The organism is Solimonas sp. K1W22B-7, assembly GCF_003428335.1.
GTDB lineage: Bacteria > Pseudomonadota > Gammaproteobacteria > Nevskiales > Nevskiaceae > Solimonas_A.
This window is the reverse complement of record NZ_CP031704.1, coordinates 4,031,456-4,046,736: the sequence shown is the minus strand read 5'-3', so window position 1 is coordinate 4,046,736 and position 15,281 is coordinate 4,031,456. Positions and strand designations below refer to the sequence as shown.

Annotated in this window: 17 protein-coding genes; 9 read left to right on the top strand and 8 right to left on the bottom strand. The window is 64.7% G+C overall.

All coding sequences use genetic code 11. The features are described 5' to 3' along the window. Positions 1-5 precede the first annotated feature (5 nt). Positions 6-917: an AraC family transcriptional regulator gene (locus tag D0B54_RS18265; RefSeq protein ID WP_205527170.1), complete on the bottom strand. Its 912-nt coding sequence runs from the start codon at positions 915-917 to the stop codon at positions 6-8. 98 nt (positions 918-1,015) lie between these two features. Here D0B54_RS18265 and D0B54_RS18260 point away from each other — a divergent pair, with 98 nt between their 5' ends. Continuing rightward, positions 1,016-1,771, top strand: a complete 756-nt coding sequence (locus D0B54_RS18260; RefSeq protein ID WP_117292862.1) for an SDR family oxidoreductase — start codon at positions 1,016-1,018, stop codon at positions 1,769-1,771. A 20-nt stretch (positions 1,772-1,791) separates the two neighbouring features. Here D0B54_RS18260 and D0B54_RS18255 read toward each other — a convergent pair whose 3' ends face one another. From D0B54_RS18255 to D0B54_RS18245, 3 genes are all read right to left on the bottom strand, one after another. Continuing rightward, positions 1,792-2,406, bottom strand: a complete 615-nt coding sequence (locus tag D0B54_RS18255) for a GDSL-type esterase/lipase family protein (protein ID WP_162932535.1) — start codon at positions 2,404-2,406, stop codon at positions 1,792-1,794. Between the two features lie 257 nt (positions 2,407-2,663). Further along, positions 2,664-2,984, bottom strand: coding sequence for a 2Fe-2S iron-sulfur cluster-binding protein (locus tag D0B54_RS18250; protein WP_117292858.1), 321 nt, complete (start codon positions 2,982-2,984; stop codon positions 2,664-2,666). A 31-nt stretch (positions 2,985-3,015) separates the two neighbouring features. Beyond that, complete coding sequence (locus D0B54_RS18245; RefSeq protein ID WP_117292856.1) at positions 3,016-4,227, bottom strand: cytochrome P450; 1,212 nt, start codon at positions 4,225-4,227, stop codon at positions 3,016-3,018. Positions 4,228-4,489: 262 nt separating this feature from the next. Between D0B54_RS18245 and msrA the strand changes: the two genes are divergently transcribed. After that, positions 4,490-5,608, top strand: a complete 1,119-nt coding sequence (gene msrA / locus D0B54_RS18240) for a peptide-methionine (S)-S-oxide reductase MsrA (RefSeq protein ID WP_117292854.1) — start codon at positions 4,490-4,492, stop codon at positions 5,606-5,608. Positions 5,609-5,645: 37 nt separating this feature from the next. Here msrA and D0B54_RS18235 read toward each other — a convergent pair whose 3' ends face one another. Both D0B54_RS18235 and D0B54_RS18230 read right to left on the bottom strand, forming a co-directional pair. Then, the gene (locus D0B54_RS18235; protein ID WP_205527169.1) at positions 5,646-6,344 is read right to left on the bottom strand and encodes a lytic transglycosylase domain-containing protein; all 699 of its coding nucleotides are present in this window, start codon (positions 6,342-6,344) and stop codon (positions 5,646-5,648) included. A gap of 211 nt (positions 6,345-6,555) precedes the next feature. Then, on the bottom strand, positions 6,556-7,479 hold the full coding sequence (locus tag D0B54_RS18230; RefSeq protein ID WP_117292850.1) for a LysR family transcriptional regulator: 924 nt from the start codon (positions 7,477-7,479) through the stop codon (positions 6,556-6,558). Between the two features lie 105 nt (positions 7,480-7,584). Between D0B54_RS18230 and D0B54_RS18225 the strand changes: the two genes are divergently transcribed. The 3 genes from D0B54_RS18225 to D0B54_RS18215 all read left to right on the top strand — a co-directional run bounded on the left by D0B54_RS18225 (position 7,585) and on the right by D0B54_RS18215 (position 10,106). Further along, entirely contained in the window at positions 7,585-8,424 is an 840-nt protein-coding gene (locus tag D0B54_RS18225; protein WP_117292848.1) for an SDR family oxidoreductase, read from the top strand. A 31-nt stretch (positions 8,425-8,455) separates the two neighbouring features. Beyond that, positions 8,456-9,601 (top strand): aldo/keto reductase, encoded by a 1,146-nt coding sequence (locus D0B54_RS18220; RefSeq protein WP_117292846.1) that lies wholly within the window; start codon positions 8,456-8,458, stop codon positions 9,599-9,601. Between the two features lie 214 nt (positions 9,602-9,815). Continuing rightward, a complete protein-coding gene (locus tag D0B54_RS18215) occupies positions 9,816-10,106 on the top strand; it encodes a hypothetical protein (protein ID WP_162932534.1) in 291 nt (96 codons plus the stop codon). 104 nt (positions 10,107-10,210) lie between these two features. Here D0B54_RS18215 and D0B54_RS18210 read toward each other — a convergent pair whose 3' ends face one another. Then, positions 10,211-10,783: a nuclear transport factor 2 family protein gene (locus D0B54_RS18210; RefSeq protein ID WP_205527168.1), complete on the bottom strand. Its 573-nt coding sequence runs from the start codon at positions 10,781-10,783 to the stop codon at positions 10,211-10,213. 250 nt (positions 10,784-11,033) lie between these two features. Between D0B54_RS18210 and D0B54_RS18205 the strand changes: the two genes are divergently transcribed. Then, positions 11,034-11,606, top strand: a complete 573-nt coding sequence (locus D0B54_RS18205; RefSeq protein ID WP_117292842.1) for a TetR/AcrR family transcriptional regulator — start codon at positions 11,034-11,036, stop codon at positions 11,604-11,606. Between the two features lie 144 nt (positions 11,607-11,750). On the opposite strand, the gene D0B54_RS18200 is transcribed toward D0B54_RS18205, so the two are convergent. Beyond that, the gene (locus tag D0B54_RS18200; protein ID WP_117292840.1) at positions 11,751-13,265 is read right to left on the bottom strand and encodes a flavin-containing monooxygenase; all 1,515 of its coding nucleotides are present in this window, start codon (positions 13,263-13,265) and stop codon (positions 11,751-11,753) included. A gap of 141 nt (positions 13,266-13,406) precedes the next feature. Here D0B54_RS18200 and D0B54_RS25085 point away from each other — a divergent pair, with 141 nt between their 5' ends. The 3 genes from D0B54_RS25085 (at position 13,407) to D0B54_RS18185 (ending at position 15,272) form a co-directional block, all read left to right on the top strand. Further along, complete coding sequence (locus D0B54_RS25085; protein ID WP_162932533.1) at positions 13,407-14,171, top strand: TetR family transcriptional regulator; 765 nt, start codon at positions 13,407-13,409, stop codon at positions 14,169-14,171. A 181-nt stretch (positions 14,172-14,352) separates the two neighbouring features. Beyond that, a complete protein-coding gene (locus tag D0B54_RS18190; protein ID WP_117292836.1) occupies positions 14,353-14,565 on the top strand; it encodes a hypothetical protein in 213 nt (70 codons plus the stop codon). A 218-nt stretch (positions 14,566-14,783) separates the two neighbouring features. Next, on the top strand, positions 14,784-15,272 hold the full coding sequence (locus tag D0B54_RS18185; RefSeq protein ID WP_117292834.1) for a DUF1877 family protein: 489 nt from the start codon (positions 14,784-14,786) through the stop codon (positions 15,270-15,272). Positions 15,273-15,281 lie beyond the last annotated feature (9 nt).

The following is a 15,281-nucleotide window of genomic DNA, read 5'->3' as shown; positions in this document are numbered from 1 at the left end:
GGCCCCTAGCCCGGGCCGGCCGGAGGATGGCGCGCGTACTGGCCGGGAGACTGCCCGACGTAGCGGCTGAAGGCCGTGCTGAAGGCACTCGCCGAACCGTAGCCCACGCGTTCGGCGACCTCGGCGAGCCCGAACTCCTGGCGACGCAGCAAGCCCTTGGCGATGGCCATGCGCCAGGCGACGAGATATTCCATCGGCGACAAGCCCAGCGCTCGCGTAAAGCGCTCGAAGAAAGCCGAGCGCGACAGTGCGGATTTCCGCGCCAGATCGGCCACCGTCCAGGGGCGGGCGGGGTCGCCATGCACATGGCGCAGGGCCCGCGCCAGCCGTGCATCGGCCAGCCCCCTGAGCAGGCCGGGGGGCGCACTGTCCCCGGGCGCCGCCCGCAGGGCCTCGATCAGCAGCACCTCCACCAGGCGCGTCAACACCAGCTCGCGGCCTGAACGCCGCTCCTTCGATTCTTCGCTCAGCAGGCGTACCAGCACCGACAGGCGCTCCACGCCGCGCACGTGCACCAGCGCGGGCAACAGCGACACCAGCAGCTCCGCATCGGGCGAGTCGAAGACGAAGTAGCCTCCGAGCAGGCGCACGTCGGGCGGGCCGCCGCGGTTGCCGTGACGCAGCTCGCCGGTCGCCGCAGGGTTGGTCCTGGGATCCATCGATACCGCCTTGGCCGGCGCGAAGCCGGACATGGTGAAACCCGGTGTCGCCGGCAGGAGCACGAAGTCGCCCGCCTCCAGCGTGATGGCGGCTTCGCCGTCCACGGCCAGCAGGCAGCTGCCCTGGAGCACCACGCAGAAGCTCGGCTGCCCGAAGACCGAGTAGCGCACCGCCCAGGGTCCGGCCCCGCTGATGCCCTTGGAGAACACCGCGCTGGGGCGGAGCAGGGCGATGACCTGTGTAAGAGGGTCCGTCAAGGCTGGACTCCTGATAATGAATGATGGACGTTTGATTATAGATCGTCCGTCATCATGCCTCTATCGTGAGCGCCATGGAAACCACACAGGAGACATCCATGAAAACCGTCCTCATCACCGGCTGCTCGTCGGGCTACGGCCTGGAAACTGCGCGTCACTTCCTTTCGCAGGGCTGGAACGTGATCGCCACGATGCGCAGCCCTCGCGCAGAGGTCCTGCCCCGGTCGGAGCGGCTGCGGGTCCTGGCGCTCGACGTGACCCGCCCGGAGAGTATCGCGGCCGTGGTCGAAGCCAGCGGCCCCATCGATGTGCTGGTCAACAACGCCGGCATCGGGCTGTTCGGCGCCTTCGAGGCCACGCCGATGGCAACCACGCGCGAGGTGTTCGAGACCAACACCTTCGGCGTGATGGCGATGACGCAGGCGGTGCTGCCGCGGTTCCGCGAGCGGCGCGCCGGCGTGGTGGTCAACGTCACTTCCAGCGCCACGCTGGCGCCGATGCCGCTGGTGGCCGTGTACACCGCCAGCAAGATGGCCATCGAGGGCTTCACCGCGTCGCTGGCGCATGAGCTCGGGGCCTTTGGCCTGAGCGCCAAGCTGGTCGAGCCCGGTTACGGCCCCGGCACCCGCTTCGCGGAGAACGGCGGACCGCGCATGCAGGGGCTGGTTCCGGAGGCCTATGCGCCTTTCGCGCAGAGCGTGTTCGCAATGCTCACGCAGACGGATGCGGTCACCACCGGGCTGGATGTCGCCGAGGCGGTGTGGCGCGCTGCCACCGACGGGTCGAAGCAGCTGCGCTACCCGGCGGGCCCCGACGCCGTGGCGCTGGCCAGGGCCGGGGAGCGGGGCTCATGAACGCCGGCTAGCCTGCATCGCTACGGCTGCGCAACGATGTAGGGCTCCAGGAGTTCGCCCCAGATCCGGTACCCGGCGCCCTGCAGGTGCAGGCCGTCGTAGGTCAGTGCCTTGCGCAGCTTGCCCTTGCCATCCTCGAACACCGGATAGAGGTCGATCAGGTGGATGCCGTGCCGGGAAGCGATTTCCCGGTAGCGCAGGTTCAGTGCGCGGATGCGTTCTGCGTACTTCTCCGCGCGAGGCATCACGGTCTGCAGGTGGATCCTGCAATCGGGCAGGGCGCGGCTGAGCCGGTCAATGATCTGGTCGACGTCGCTGCAGATGTCATCCACGCTGCGGCCGACGAAGAGGTCGTTCGTGCCGATCAGCAGGAAGAGCTTGTCCGGCCGGAGGCCGATGATCGGGTCCAGGCGGGTCAGCAGATGCTCGCTGCGCTCGCCGCTGATGCCGAAGTTGCGCATGGGCAGCCCGGGAAACATCAGGTCCCAGCGACCGCCATGGGTGATGCTGTCGCCGAGGACGACGATCCCTCCGCTCCCCGGCACGGCAGCCGCCGCGAGGCAATCCCGCCACGCGGCCCACAGCCGGCGCATGAGCAGCCGTTCCAGCAGGAAATTCAGGAAGCGAACAGCCATGGGGACCCTCCCGGGGTTGTGTTGCGAAGCCCTTCGATCGACGGGATCCTGCGACGTCAGGCCGGCAACGACGGCCTTGCCGTTCTCCATCGCAGGCAGGTCCGGTCTGTCGCCGGCTGCGCCGCGAGGCTCGAGCGCCGATCCAAGCTTAGCCTGGGCGCACTCCGTGGCAAGGTCCCCTCCTCAAATGGAGGGGGTACGAGGATCTGGTCTTTCCGTGGCTTCTTGCCGACGGCCCAGGCCGGGACCCCTGCCGATCAACCCTGCTTTTCGGGCAGGTGGACGACCAGGCCATGGAGCGCGTCCGAAACCTGGATCTGGCAGGCCAGGCGGGCGCCGGGCTGTTCTTCGCCCAGGCCTTCGAGTACCGGCAGTTCGAAGTCTCCGGCTGCGCCGACACGCGTGCGCCAGGCTTCCGCGACGTAGACGCGGCACATGCCGCAATAGCAGTTGCCGCCACAGATCGACTCGATGCCTTCGACGTCGTTCTGGATCGCCCCTTCCATCAGCGACACGCCCGAGCCGAGCTCGACGGTCTGTTCCTTGCCGTGGAAGGTAATGTAGGTCACATGCGCCATCGCAATCTCTTCGCGAAAAATGGGGGAGGGGTCATGCGCGGTCGACCGCGACGACGGCGCCGTGCAGTTCGTAGCCCTGGATCTGCTGGTTCCAGGTCACGTTCGGCGGGTTCTTCAGGCGCAGTCCCGGAATGCGGAACAGCCGGTCGAGGAAGATGCGCGTCTCGTGCAGGGCGACCTGCGAACCGGGGCAGCGGTGCGGGCCGTCGCCAAAGCTCATGTACGAGCCGATCATCTTCACGCGCCTGGCGCGGTCGGGATCGAGCTGGTAGGGGCAGGGGCCGGTGATCGCTTCGTCGGTGTTGGCGTCGCGCAGGCTGATGCAGACCAGTTCGTTGGCGGCGACATGGCCCTTGGCGCTCTGGATTTCCTGCACGGGGCGGCGGTGCAGCAGCGAGGCCACCGGCTCCAGGCGCAGGATTTCCTCGAGGATCGCGAACTGGTCCGGCTCGTCGCCGGCAAGATAGCGGTCGCGCAGCGCCTCGTTGTCGAAGAGATGCCAGGCCGCCATCACGATGAACTCGCGCGTCGTCAGCATGCCCGCGGAACCGTAGGTCAGGCACTCGATGAACATCGCCTTCTTCGAATAGTTCTCCTTGACCATGTAGGAGATCACGTCTTCGCGAGGTTCGATCCTGCGTGCCTTGACCGCGGGCTTGAGGTCCTTGCGCATGAACTCGAGAGCCTTGATGCCCAGCAGGATCTGGGAGTACATCCGCCGGATCGGCCCATGGCGCTGGAAGTCGGTGAGTTCGAGCATGCCCCTGATGCGGCGCGCCAGGGCGAGGTTGTCGCCGCTGTTGGTCAGCCCGAGGATTTCGGACGCCACGTCCACGGCCATCTGGAAGCTGAGTTCGTCCAGTTCCACTTCACCCTTGGCCTGCAGATGGGCGATCAGCGCGTCCATGGTGCGCTGCATGATCGTGTGGTAGCGCGCCACGATCGTCTTGGTCGAAAAGTAATTGGCCACCGCCGTGCGCCGCTTCCGGTGCTGGTCGCCATCGAGGAAGAAGAACGAGATGTGGTCGGGGTTGTCGAGGACGATCTGCTCCGCGCCCGCTCCGGCCTGCTTCGACACCGGGGACCGCAGGATCTCGCGTGCCAGGCCGAAGGTCTTGATCAGACGCGCATCCTTGGGCGGCGCGAGATTCTGCGCCGCGATCTTCGCGCTCTTGCGATCGTCGCGGCCGGAATGGACCGGGCAGCCTGGGGCGGAAGCCTGGGCAGTGGAGTCGGCAGTCATGGGTTGCTCCGCTTGAGTCTGGGATCGCTGGCAAGGCAGCAGGCGCGAACAGGGCGCCGGCGAGCGGCCATCCTGCAAAGCTGCGAATATTGATGTCAATACACTGACATCAATTATATCGAGGGTCAAGTGCTCTGGCGATTCCGGGACGTTCGGGACGAAGAGCAGGACGCCTGGGCATATTGGCGGTGACGGGTACGCCGTAATCTAGGCTTGCGGATGATCCATTCCGCCTGGCGGCGCTGCTTTCCCAGAGGAACCCATGAATTGGTCGAAACCGCTGTTGGCATTCATGCTCGGGCTGGCCCTGACCAGCACCGCGGCCTGCGGGAAGGGCAGCGATTCCTCCTCCCCGGGCGCTGATCCCTCCGGTCCTGTGCTGGACCTCACACTGCCCGACCTGGATGGAAAAGCTGTGAGCCTGTCCAGCTACCGGGGCAAGAAGGTCTACGTGAAGTTCTGGGCTAGCTGGTGTCCCATCTGCCTCGCCGGCATGTCCGAGGTGGAAGAACTCGCGGCCAACACCGGCGACGACGTCGAAGTGCTGACGATCGCCTCGCCGGACTATCTCGGCGAGATGGACGAGCAGGAATTCCGGACCTGGGCCAAGCGTCGTAATTTCCGCGTGCCTGTGCTGATCGACACCGGGGGGCGCTTTGCCGCCTCCTTGGGCGTGGACAAGTATCCATCGTCGATCTGGATCGGTTCCGCCGGGAAGCTGCTCGATGTGCACACCGGCCAGGTGTCGAATGACTGGATCCGGGCGCATTTCGACGAAGCCAAGGGCCCCGGGAAACGAAGCAAGTCGCGGTTCCCGATCAATCCCAACATCGGCGTGGACTACAGCAAGACCGGGCTGAAGGAGATCTGGCTGGCCGGTGGCTGCTTCTGGGGAGTCGAAGCCTACTTCGCGCGCGTCTATGGCGTGGCCGATGCCGTGTCCGGCTACGCCAACGGCACGACGCTCAAGCCCAGCTATGAAGAAGTCTCCAGCGGCTCCGGTCACGCAGAAACCGTGCTCGTCCGCTACGACCCCGCGAGAGTCAGCCTGGAGAAGCTGCTCACCCTGTTTTTCAGGATCATCGATCCGACCTCGCTCAATCGCCAGGGCAACGATCGCGGCAGGCAATACCGCAGCGGCATCTACTACAGGGACCCGGCGGATCGCACGGTAGCCCAGGCAGCGATGAAGGCTGAGCAGGGCCAGCTGGCGGCGCCCATCGTGACCGAGCTGCTGCCGCTAAGCCATTTCGCCGCGGCCGAGGACTACCACCAGGATTACCTGGAAAAGAATCCCGGCGGTTACTGCCACACGGATTTCTCCAGCCTCACCAACGCCACCCAGCCCGCGGGCTCGTTGCGCGTGAAGCCCTCGCACTGACCGTGCTTCCATCCGCTTCACTCCGGTGGAGGGCCGGTCAGCCCTTGGATTTCTTCGATCCTGCAGGGCTGTTTCCGCGGAACTCCGCGCGAACCCGTTCCACGTACCTTCTGGTTTCGCCGAAAGGCGGAATTCCGCCATACGCATCCACCGCATTGGGCCCTGCGTTGTAGGCCGCAATGGCGAGGTCGGTGTCGTTCTCGAAGCGGTCCAGCAGCTGGCTCAGGTAGCGCACACCGCCGGCAATGTTCTGGTCGGCGTCAAAGGAGTCGGTCACGCCCAGCTGCGCTGCCGTTCTGGGCATCAGCTGCATCAGGCCGCGCGCGCCGACACGCGATTCCGCACGCGCGTCGAAGCAGGACTCGACCCGTATCACCGCGTGCACCAGCGCGACAGGTACGCCATGGGCTTTGGCATGCTTGCTCACCGAGGCCTGCCATCGGGCCGCACGCTGATCCATGATCGCCTTGCTCACACCCTTGCAGGAAGCCGCCCAGCCGAGCAGCGCCGCTCCGCTTTCGACGCCAGTCTTGTCCGCCGCAAGCCGCGGCGGCGGATCGCTCAGAACCGGGCGGGCCGCACCGGAGCCGGGATATACCTCGGTGTACTCGACGTTGTCCGGCTTCTGGGTGGCGTACACCGCATGCCCCTTTTCCCGGTACAGGTAGAGCTTCAGCGGTTCAGCGGCCGCCTGCAGGCTGATCACGCCCAGCATGGCAAAGACTGCGGCGCGCACTGAAGCGTGCCCGCGCGGCCGGCGGTTGTAGGCTACGGTTGAATTCCCCATGGGTGGGAACCATAGCAGCGACCCTGCGCAGGAAGGAATGGTGAAATGCCATCCGTCGGCGGAAATCGCGTCAAACCCACCCGAAAGGGGGGCGGAGTGGCTCTGCTTTCGGCACAAAATCGACTGATTCGGTCGTCAGGTTTCAGCTTGAAGCAGGCGCTCAGCGCCCGGAAGTCCGGCCCGCTTTTTTTCCGGATTCAAATCGCAGCGCGTCGATCACCAACTTGAACGCAGCTGATGTCTGCCTCCGCTTGGGGAAGTACAGGTGGTAACCCTGGAAGACAGGCGACCAGTCCTCCAGAACCCATTGCAGCCTCCCAGACGCGATGTGCGGCCGCACGACATCCTCGGGGAGGTAGGCCAGACCGAAACCGTCCAACGCCGCCTGCAGCATCTGGGGAACGGTGTTGAAGACCAGATGGCCTTCGGCCTTTACGTTGAATTCACTTCGGCCCTTTCGGAAGGGCCAGGTGTAGAGGCCGCCATACGTCGGCAGTCGCAAGACGATACAGCGGTGATTCACGACGTCCCTCGGTGTCTTCGGGGCTGGATGCTCTGCCAGGTAAGAGGGCGCTGCAACCACCGTCATCTGGATGTCCGGCCCGATCCGCACTGCGACCATTCCCGGCGCGACCTGCTCTCCAAGGCGCACGCCCGCGTGGAACCGCTCGGCGACGATGTCCGTCAATCCATAGTCCAGGATGATCTCGAGATTGATGTCGGGGTACTTGCCCAGCAGCTTCCGCAGGGCTGGCCATATCAGTGTCTCGGCAGCATGTTCGACCGCCGTGATCCGGATGGTGCCGGCGGGCTTGTCCCGGAACTCGGTCAGTGCCGCCAGTTCCGACTCGATCTCCTCGAAGTGAGGTCCGACACTTCGCAGCAGGCGTTCCCCGGCTTCTGTTGGCGCCACGCTCCGCGTGGTGCGGGTCAGCAGGCGCATGCCCATCCGGGCTTCCAGCCCTCGGATGGTGTGGCTCAGGGCCGACTGCGACATCCCGAGCTTGGCTGCCGCCCGCGTGAAGCTGCGCTCTCTGGCGACAGCGAGAAAGGCCAGCAGATGCTTGATGTCGGCTCGTTCCATTTATGCAATTTTCTCATGACTCCATTCGCACTATATCCATTTATCGAACTGACCTGAACCACGAGAATGGCAGCAGTTCAAATGACCCTGAGAGAGAAAACACCCATGAGCACACGGAAAGTCTGGTTCGTCACGGGTGCAGGCCGCGGCTTGGGCGTCGATATCGCCAAGGCTGCGCTCGCTGCCGGCCACGCCGTGGTCGCCGCCGGCCGCGACCCCCGGAAGGTCGAGGCTGCCATTGGCCGCCATGAGAACCTGCTGGCCACCAGGCTGGACGTCACCCGCGCGGCCGATGCCATGGCAGCCGTCGAGGCCACCTTGCAGCGCTTCGGCCGCATCGACGTTCTGGTCAACAACGCGGGCAATTTCTTCGCCGGCTTCTTCGAGGAATTGAGCGATGAGCAGGTCCGCAGCCAGATGGAAACACTGCTGTTCGGGCCGATGAATGTCACCCGTGCGGCACTGCCGGTGATGCGCCAGCAGCGCTCCGGCTTGTTGCTCACGATTTCCTCGACTGCGGGCATCGCCGGTGGGATGTTCTGCTCGGCCTATGCCGCCGCGAAGTTCGGCCTGGAGGGCTGGACCGAGTCGCTCGCGCCCGAAGTCGCGCCCTTGGGTATTCGCACGATGCTGGTCGAACCGGGTTTCTTCCGTACCGAACTGCTCACCACCGGTTCAACCGTCTTCGCCCAGCCATCCATTGACGACTATGCCGAGCGCAGCCGGGAGACCGTTGCCGCCTGGAGCGGCATGAGCGGAAAGCAGGGAGGCGATCCCGCCAAGCTCGCCCGCAGCCTGGTACAGCTGGCGTCTCTTCCTGAACCGCCGGCGCGTTTCGCTGCGGGGGGCGATGCGGTGCAGAGCTTCGAAGCCAAGGCTCACAGCTTGCTCGCACAGGCCAACGCCCACCGCGACCTTTCGAATTCACTTGCCATCGACGACTGAGCGCGTCCCATACGACCCCCAGGAATCGGAGATGAACACTGACCACCCCAACAACGGCTCGCCGCCCATCAGCCGGCGCGAATTCCTGGCGAAGTCTGCGCTGATGGCAGCGGCAATGGCCCTGGGGCCGACGTGGGCTTCAGAACGCCACGCCAAGGACATCTCCCATCGACTCAAGAAAGGAACGGGCGCAATGAGGATGCGAAAGCTGGGGCCGCTGGAGGTCTCCGAGATCGGGCATGGCTGCATGAGCATCAGCGCCAACTATGGTCCCCCCGCCCCTCGGCAGCAGGGCATCGACGTCATTCGGGCGGCGTATGAAAGGGGGGTGACGTTCTTCGATACGGCCGAAGTGTACGGCCCGTACACCAACGAAGATCTCGTGGGAGAGGCGCTGGCCCCCTTCCGGGATCAGGTGGTCATTGCGACCAAGTTCGGCTTCAACATCGAAGGGGGAGGGCTCATCAGCCGGCCGGAGCACATCCGCAAAGCGGTCGAGGCCTCTCTCAAGCGCCTCCGCACCGATCGCATCGATCTGTACTACCAGCATCGGGTAGATCCGTCCGTCCCGATCGAGGAGGTGGCCGGCACCGTCGGGGACCTCATCCGGCAAGGAAAGGTCCTGCACTTCGGCCTCTCGGAAGCCAGTGCAAAGACCATCCGCCGCGCTCATGCCGTTCAGCCTGTCACGGCGGTCCAGACCGAGTATTCCCTGATGGAGACCGACCCGGAGCGCAATGGCGTGCTCGAAGCGTGTGAGGCCCTGGGCATAGGCTTCGTCCCCTGGGGCCCGCTGGGAATGGGCTTCCTGACGGCGACGATGAACGCCCATGGGAAGCTGGACCCCAAGACGGATCTGCGATCCGGATTCGATCGGTTCTCAGCGCGGAACATGGCGGCGAACCAGCCGATCATCGACCAACTCAAGCGAGTGGCGGTGCAGGAGAATGCGACTCCGGCGCAGGTCGCCATCGCCTGGCTGCTTGCCCGGAAGCCGTGGATTGTGCCCATTCCAGGCACTCGAAACATGAGTCACCTGGCCGAGAATCTGGGAGCAGCGAGCGTCTGTCTGGCCCCTTCCGACCTTCGGGAAATCGAGAGGGCATTTTCCGGGATCACGGTGCACGGTGGGCGGATGAATGCCGAGCAGATGAGGATCGTCGACCAGGCTGCTTGATGGATCGGAGTGGTCCAGCCTTGATGCACGTGACTTGTCATTGAATCTCCGCCGGGTGCTTCCGGGAGCATTCGTGAAGGCGGGCCCAAGCCTTGTTGATCAATGCAGAAGGCGCGATAGTAGGCCTGGGCTTCATGGATTGGCCCGGACTACCCCTCAGTACGTCGAGCCGACGCTGCACAGTGCGGCTCAAGCTGGCCGCCAGGCGATAAAGATGACATCGAACAGACAGGCAATCGTCATGCTTCTTGCGGCACTGTCAGGCCTCTCGGCCTGCTCGCACGCGCCGCCCCGTGACGATGAGATGGAGCGATGGTTCGGCCATCCGGCAACCGAGCTGGTGAAGGTGTGGGGCCCGCCGAAAAGCATCGTGAAGCTCGAGGAACGCAGGCTGGAGTACCGATACCCGCGCCCGGACGTCGATCCCTCGTGCATCCACTTCTGGCTCATGAACCGCCAGGGCTACATCATTGCCCACCGCGAGGAAGGTCGCTGCAATCCGTAAGCCAGCGGACAGCCCACGAAAGCCATAGCGGCAACACAGAAACCCCCGCGGTGCCGGAATCCTCCGGCACCGCGGGAAGTTCGGGTTGAATCAACCCTGGGGTGTCAGTCCGTGAGCACGGTGCCCAGCCGCTCACGCAACCGGGTCAGCACGAGGCTTTTGATCTTCCACTGCCCGTTCACTTTCTGGTAAGTCTCGTTGTAGTGGCCCCAGCCGTGGTAAGCGACGAGGGGAAATTCCAGGCGGTCCTCCATGGCCCAGATGCCCGTCGCCGTGGTGGGGCTGGTCAGCGTGATTTCGGGCATGTGTCCGTGATGTACCGTTTTGGCCAGCAACAGAAAGCTGCTGTTCTGCGCAACGATCTGGGACCTTCCCTGCCAGTTGATGGTGATGATCAGCGACGTGGCCTGCACGGTGGCGTCCTCGGTGAACACCTCCCCCCATTGCTGCCACTGCTTCGTATCCATCAGGCGGAAGTATCGAGCCTTGAGCTGCTGGATCTGCTCGATATCCGTCAGTTCTTCGGCTGTGGACGCCGACGAAATGGAGGGGGAAAAAGCGGCCATCAGCAGCAGGGCCAGGAACATGCTCCTGATCCACGCCTGCACAGTGCGGCTGTGCAGGGCAGGGAGGGTTGCCGGGACGGCCTTCGACATTTGTTTTGCGGGATACATCATGCGCTCCTCGGTTGTTGGGGGGTGCTGCGGTCTGGGTGAAGCTGCGGGCTCCTGGCGCGGAAAAGGAACGACGGCTCCAGGCCTTGCCCAAATGACGATGCGAATGCGGCCCGGTCCATCGATTCCCGGCTCGCCAGTGATGATATTAAATGTATCACTTGATACTATATGTATCATCTTTGCGCCCGACAGGGCAACCGCGAGGTAAAGTGACCCTGATAACGGCGTCACCTGGCGCCTCGAAAGTCGAATGAAAAAGAAAACCGCCCAGCTCCCGGACGCTGCCAGCCATCCTCAGGTCCAACGCACCCGCCAGGCGCTACGCGAGGGCTTGCTTTCGTTGCTGAAAGACAAACCGCTCGACCAGGTGACTCACCAGGAGCTGGCCTCCCGGGCCAAGGTCGGATACGCCTCCTTCTTCCGTCACTATTCCTCGAAAGAGGTGCTGCTGCGCGAAATCGTCCAGGAACATGTCACCCGGTTGCTCGCGGCTACGGTTCCCGTCGTGGACGACAAGGACACCCATGCCGGCTGCCTGGTGCTGTGTCGTCACATCGACCAGAACAGGGACGTCTGGTCCACGCTGGTTCGGGCCGCGCCCGAAATGCTGCGCGAAGAGCTGATCGGCCTGACGCTGCAGAAGCGGCCCAGGAAGAACCGGGACCAGAAATGGGTCGCCGTCGAGCTGGGCACGCGGGTAGGGGTGGCCTCGATGCTGGAAATCGTCCGCTGGTGGATGGACGACCCCCAGAGCCTGACCGTCCAACAAGCGGCGGAGGTCTTGAACCGCATGGTCGTTGCCCCGGCTCTGAAGGCGAGTTGAGCCGATAGCCCCTGGGCGACTCCGGACGACGCGCAGGAGGGTCAGGCTTGATCCGTGTGTCTGCTGATTCGCCCACCAAAAAGCGGCGCGGACCTTTCGGCCCGCGCCGCGCATTTTCCCTTCAAGCCCTCGCTGTGCGAGCGATCAGGCCGCCTGGCGCTTCTTCGCCGCCGGCTTCGGCGTGCTGGCCGGCTTGTCACTCTTGCGCGTGAACTGCAGCGCGCTGTCCTCGATCGGCGAGTAGCGCAGCACCGGCACGTCGCGCACGTAGTCCTGCACGATCTTCCAGGGACGCTTGTTGCCCTGCTTGGGCAGCTGGTCCACGGCGCGCTTGATGTAGCCGGAGTTCAGGCCGCCCATCACCGTTTCGCTCGCCACCATGCTGTTGTCGTGGTCCTGCGGCACGACCTGGCCATAGCCCTTCTTGTCCATGTGCTTGAGCACGCGGCAGATGTATTCGCTGGCGATGTCGGCCTTGAGCGTCCACGAGGCATTGGTGTAGCCGATGATGATGGCGGCATTGGGCACGCCCTCCACCAGCACGCCCTTGTAGGTCATGTGCTCGCTGGGCTGGAAGCGCTTGCCGTCCACCGACACGGCCGTGCCACCCATCAGCTGCACGTTCAGGCCCGTGGCGCTGACGATGATGTCGGCCTCCAGCTCCTCGCCGCTCTTGAGCTTGATGCCCTTGGCGGTGAAGGACTCGATATGGTCGGTGACGATCGACGCATCGCCGCGCTTCAGCGCCTTGAACAGGTCGCCGTTGGGCACCACGCAGAGACGCTCGTCCCAGGGGTTGTAGCTGGGCGTGAAGTGCTTCATGTCCACCTTGCCGCCGAGCTGCGCCTTCACCTGGGCCAGCAGCAGGCGGCGCACCACCTTCGGGCGCGCGCGCGAGGCCTGGTAGAGCAGGCGCTGCAGCGTCACGTTGCGCGTGCGCGCCATGCGGTACACCAGCATGTCGGGCAGGAACTTCTGCAGGCGCGACGACAGCGGGTCGATCGCCGGCAGCGTCATGATGTAGGTGGGCGAGCGCTGCAGCATGGTCACGTGCCCGGCCTTGCCGGCCATCGACGGTACCAGCGTGATCGCCGTGGCGCCCGAGCCGATCACCACCACGCGCTTGCCGGCGTAGTCCAGGTTTTCCGGCCAGTGCTGCGGGTGGATGATCTGGCCCTTGAACTTTTCCTGGCCCGGGAATTTCGGCTGGAAGCCGGCGTCGTAGTTGTAGTAACCGGTAGCGCCGATCATGAAGTTGCAGGTGAAGACCATCTCCGCGCCGCCGGCTTCCGGCACCGCCGTGAGCGTCCACAGCTGCTCGTCGCTGGACCAGGACGCGCTGATCACCTTGATGCCGAACCGGATGTTCTTGTCCACGCCGTACTCGGCGGCGGTGTCGCGCACGTACTGGCGGATCGACGGACCGTCGGCCAGGATCTTCGGCTCGGTCCAGGGGCGGAAGTTGAAGCCGAAGGTGTACATGTCCGAGTCCGAGCGGATGCCCGGGTAGCGGAACAGGTCCCAGGTGCCGCCCATCGACTGGCGACGCTCCAGGATCGTGTAGGTCTTGCCGGGGCACATGCGTTCCAGGTGGCAGGCCGCGCCGACGCCGGAGATGCCCGCGCCAATGATCACTACGTCGTAATGTGCCGTTTGCATCTGCTGCTCCTCGTGGAAACGCCTTCGTTGTAGGGCCGCCATCAATGTGTACGACCGTCCACAAAAAGTAGACGAGTGTCCACATTCATGTCAATATCCCTTCCGCCAGTGCGCCTTGGCAGGACGACACAAGCAGCTGATATGAAAGAAGATATTGATGAAGCCCCGGGGCGCGCCAGCGTCATGGGACGCGGTTCCGGTGGCCGGCAGAAGCTGATCGATGCCGCCCTGGAACTGGCTTCCACCACCCGCAGCCTGGCCTCCCTGGGCCTGCGCGAGGTCACGCGCTGCGCCGGCCTGGCGCCCAACGCCTTCTATCGCCACTTCAAGGACTTCGACGACCTCGGCCTGGCCGCTGTCGACATGATGGGCGGCGAACTGCGCCGCGGACTGCGCGAGCGCCGCCAGCGCCTCGCGCGCAACCGCAAGGGCCCGGTGCTGGGCGGCCCCGGCGTGGTCAGCGACACCGGTCGCCAGAGCATCTCCGAGACCGTCGGCCTGGTGCTGGACTTCGTCACCGAGCACCCCACCGCCTACGTGGTCGGCATTCGTGAACTCAACGGCAGCTCGCCGAAGATGCGCGCCGCCGTGCGCAAGCTGCTCGACGACTTCGCGCGCGACATGGCCGAAGACATCCAGCAGATGCTCGACGCTCCCGTGACCGACGAAGCCTCCATGCAGGAGATCGCGCGCCAGGTCATCCACCAGATGACCTTTTTCTCCATGGAATACCTGGAGCAGCCGCAGCGCCGCAAGGAAATCCGCGAACAGGCCGAGCGCTTCATCATGCGCATGTTCGCCGGCGAGATGGCGCTGGCGATGGCGGGGAAGAAGAAGGTGACGGCGAAGAAGTTAGGGGAGCCCCGCTCACCGGTCGCCGCCTCTGCTGGAACCCCCAAAAACTGACGCTTTTCGCCAAATCACCATAACAACGCCAGCCAGTCCATTGATCCTGAAGGTGAATTCATGGATGGCCGTTCCTGCCTCCGAAAACCGCAAGAAAAAGTTCATTTTCCTGGGGTACAGTGCTCGTCCCACGCGTGTGCCACCCTCCCGGAGGCATCGCGCTCACAGGGAGGTTAGCGTCATGGACACCCGTTCCATTCGCCTCGGCACGCCGCAACTCGAACTGCTTGAGAAAATCTCGTCTGCCGGCACCATGCCGCTGGATGTCCTGCAGACCGACGACCTGATGTCGCTCGGTGGCCTCGGCCTGATCCGGCTTGAAGCCGAAAACGTCAGCGCCACGCCGCGCGGCAAGCGCTTCCTCGCATTCTCCGCAGAGCAGACGCACGCCTGATTGCTTGGCTGCAGCCGCAAGCGCTTTCCCGTGGGAGCGACGCAAGTCGCAATGGGTTGGCCAACCTGCTTGCGGCGTCCGCGGATTGGATCTCCTTCGCGAGCACGCGCGTTTGATCCCCGCCGCCCGGCATCGTCGCCCACCCGCTTGTCTGTCTGCCCTGTAGCTTGGCACTCTAATGCCGCGCGGCACCGCGCGACGAAGACGATGGACAGCGCATGAGCATGGGTGGCGAGTATTTCAGCGTGGACGGTCCCGCGCTGATGCAGGTGTGGAGCGACCAGACGGCGCTGGACGCCTTCCTGACGGCGCAGCGGTTCCCGGCCAACGGCAGCGACGACCCGCTGCCGCCCTGCGTGCTGCACAGCGTGGAGGATGCCTGGGACCTGGTGCAGAACCTGCTCGAAGGCAAGCTCGGCCTAGGCGGCGCCACCGGCGAACAGATGATCGAGGGCGGCTGCAACGGCGAGTTCTGCGGCGTGATCAGCGTCGACAGCGTCCGCAAGCTGTCCCTGCGGCTGCTGGCCCTGCTGCGCGAGCGCAATCGCGTGATGGCGGCCATACGCTCGCTGGACTACGGCGAGATCTACCACGGCCAGCACTACGCGCAGGAGACCGAGGAGGTGTTCGGCATGTTCAGCGAACTGACCCGCCTGTTCGTGGAGAGCGCCGCCCGCGGGCAGGGCCTGGGTTTCCGCATCATGTAGTGGCTTGAG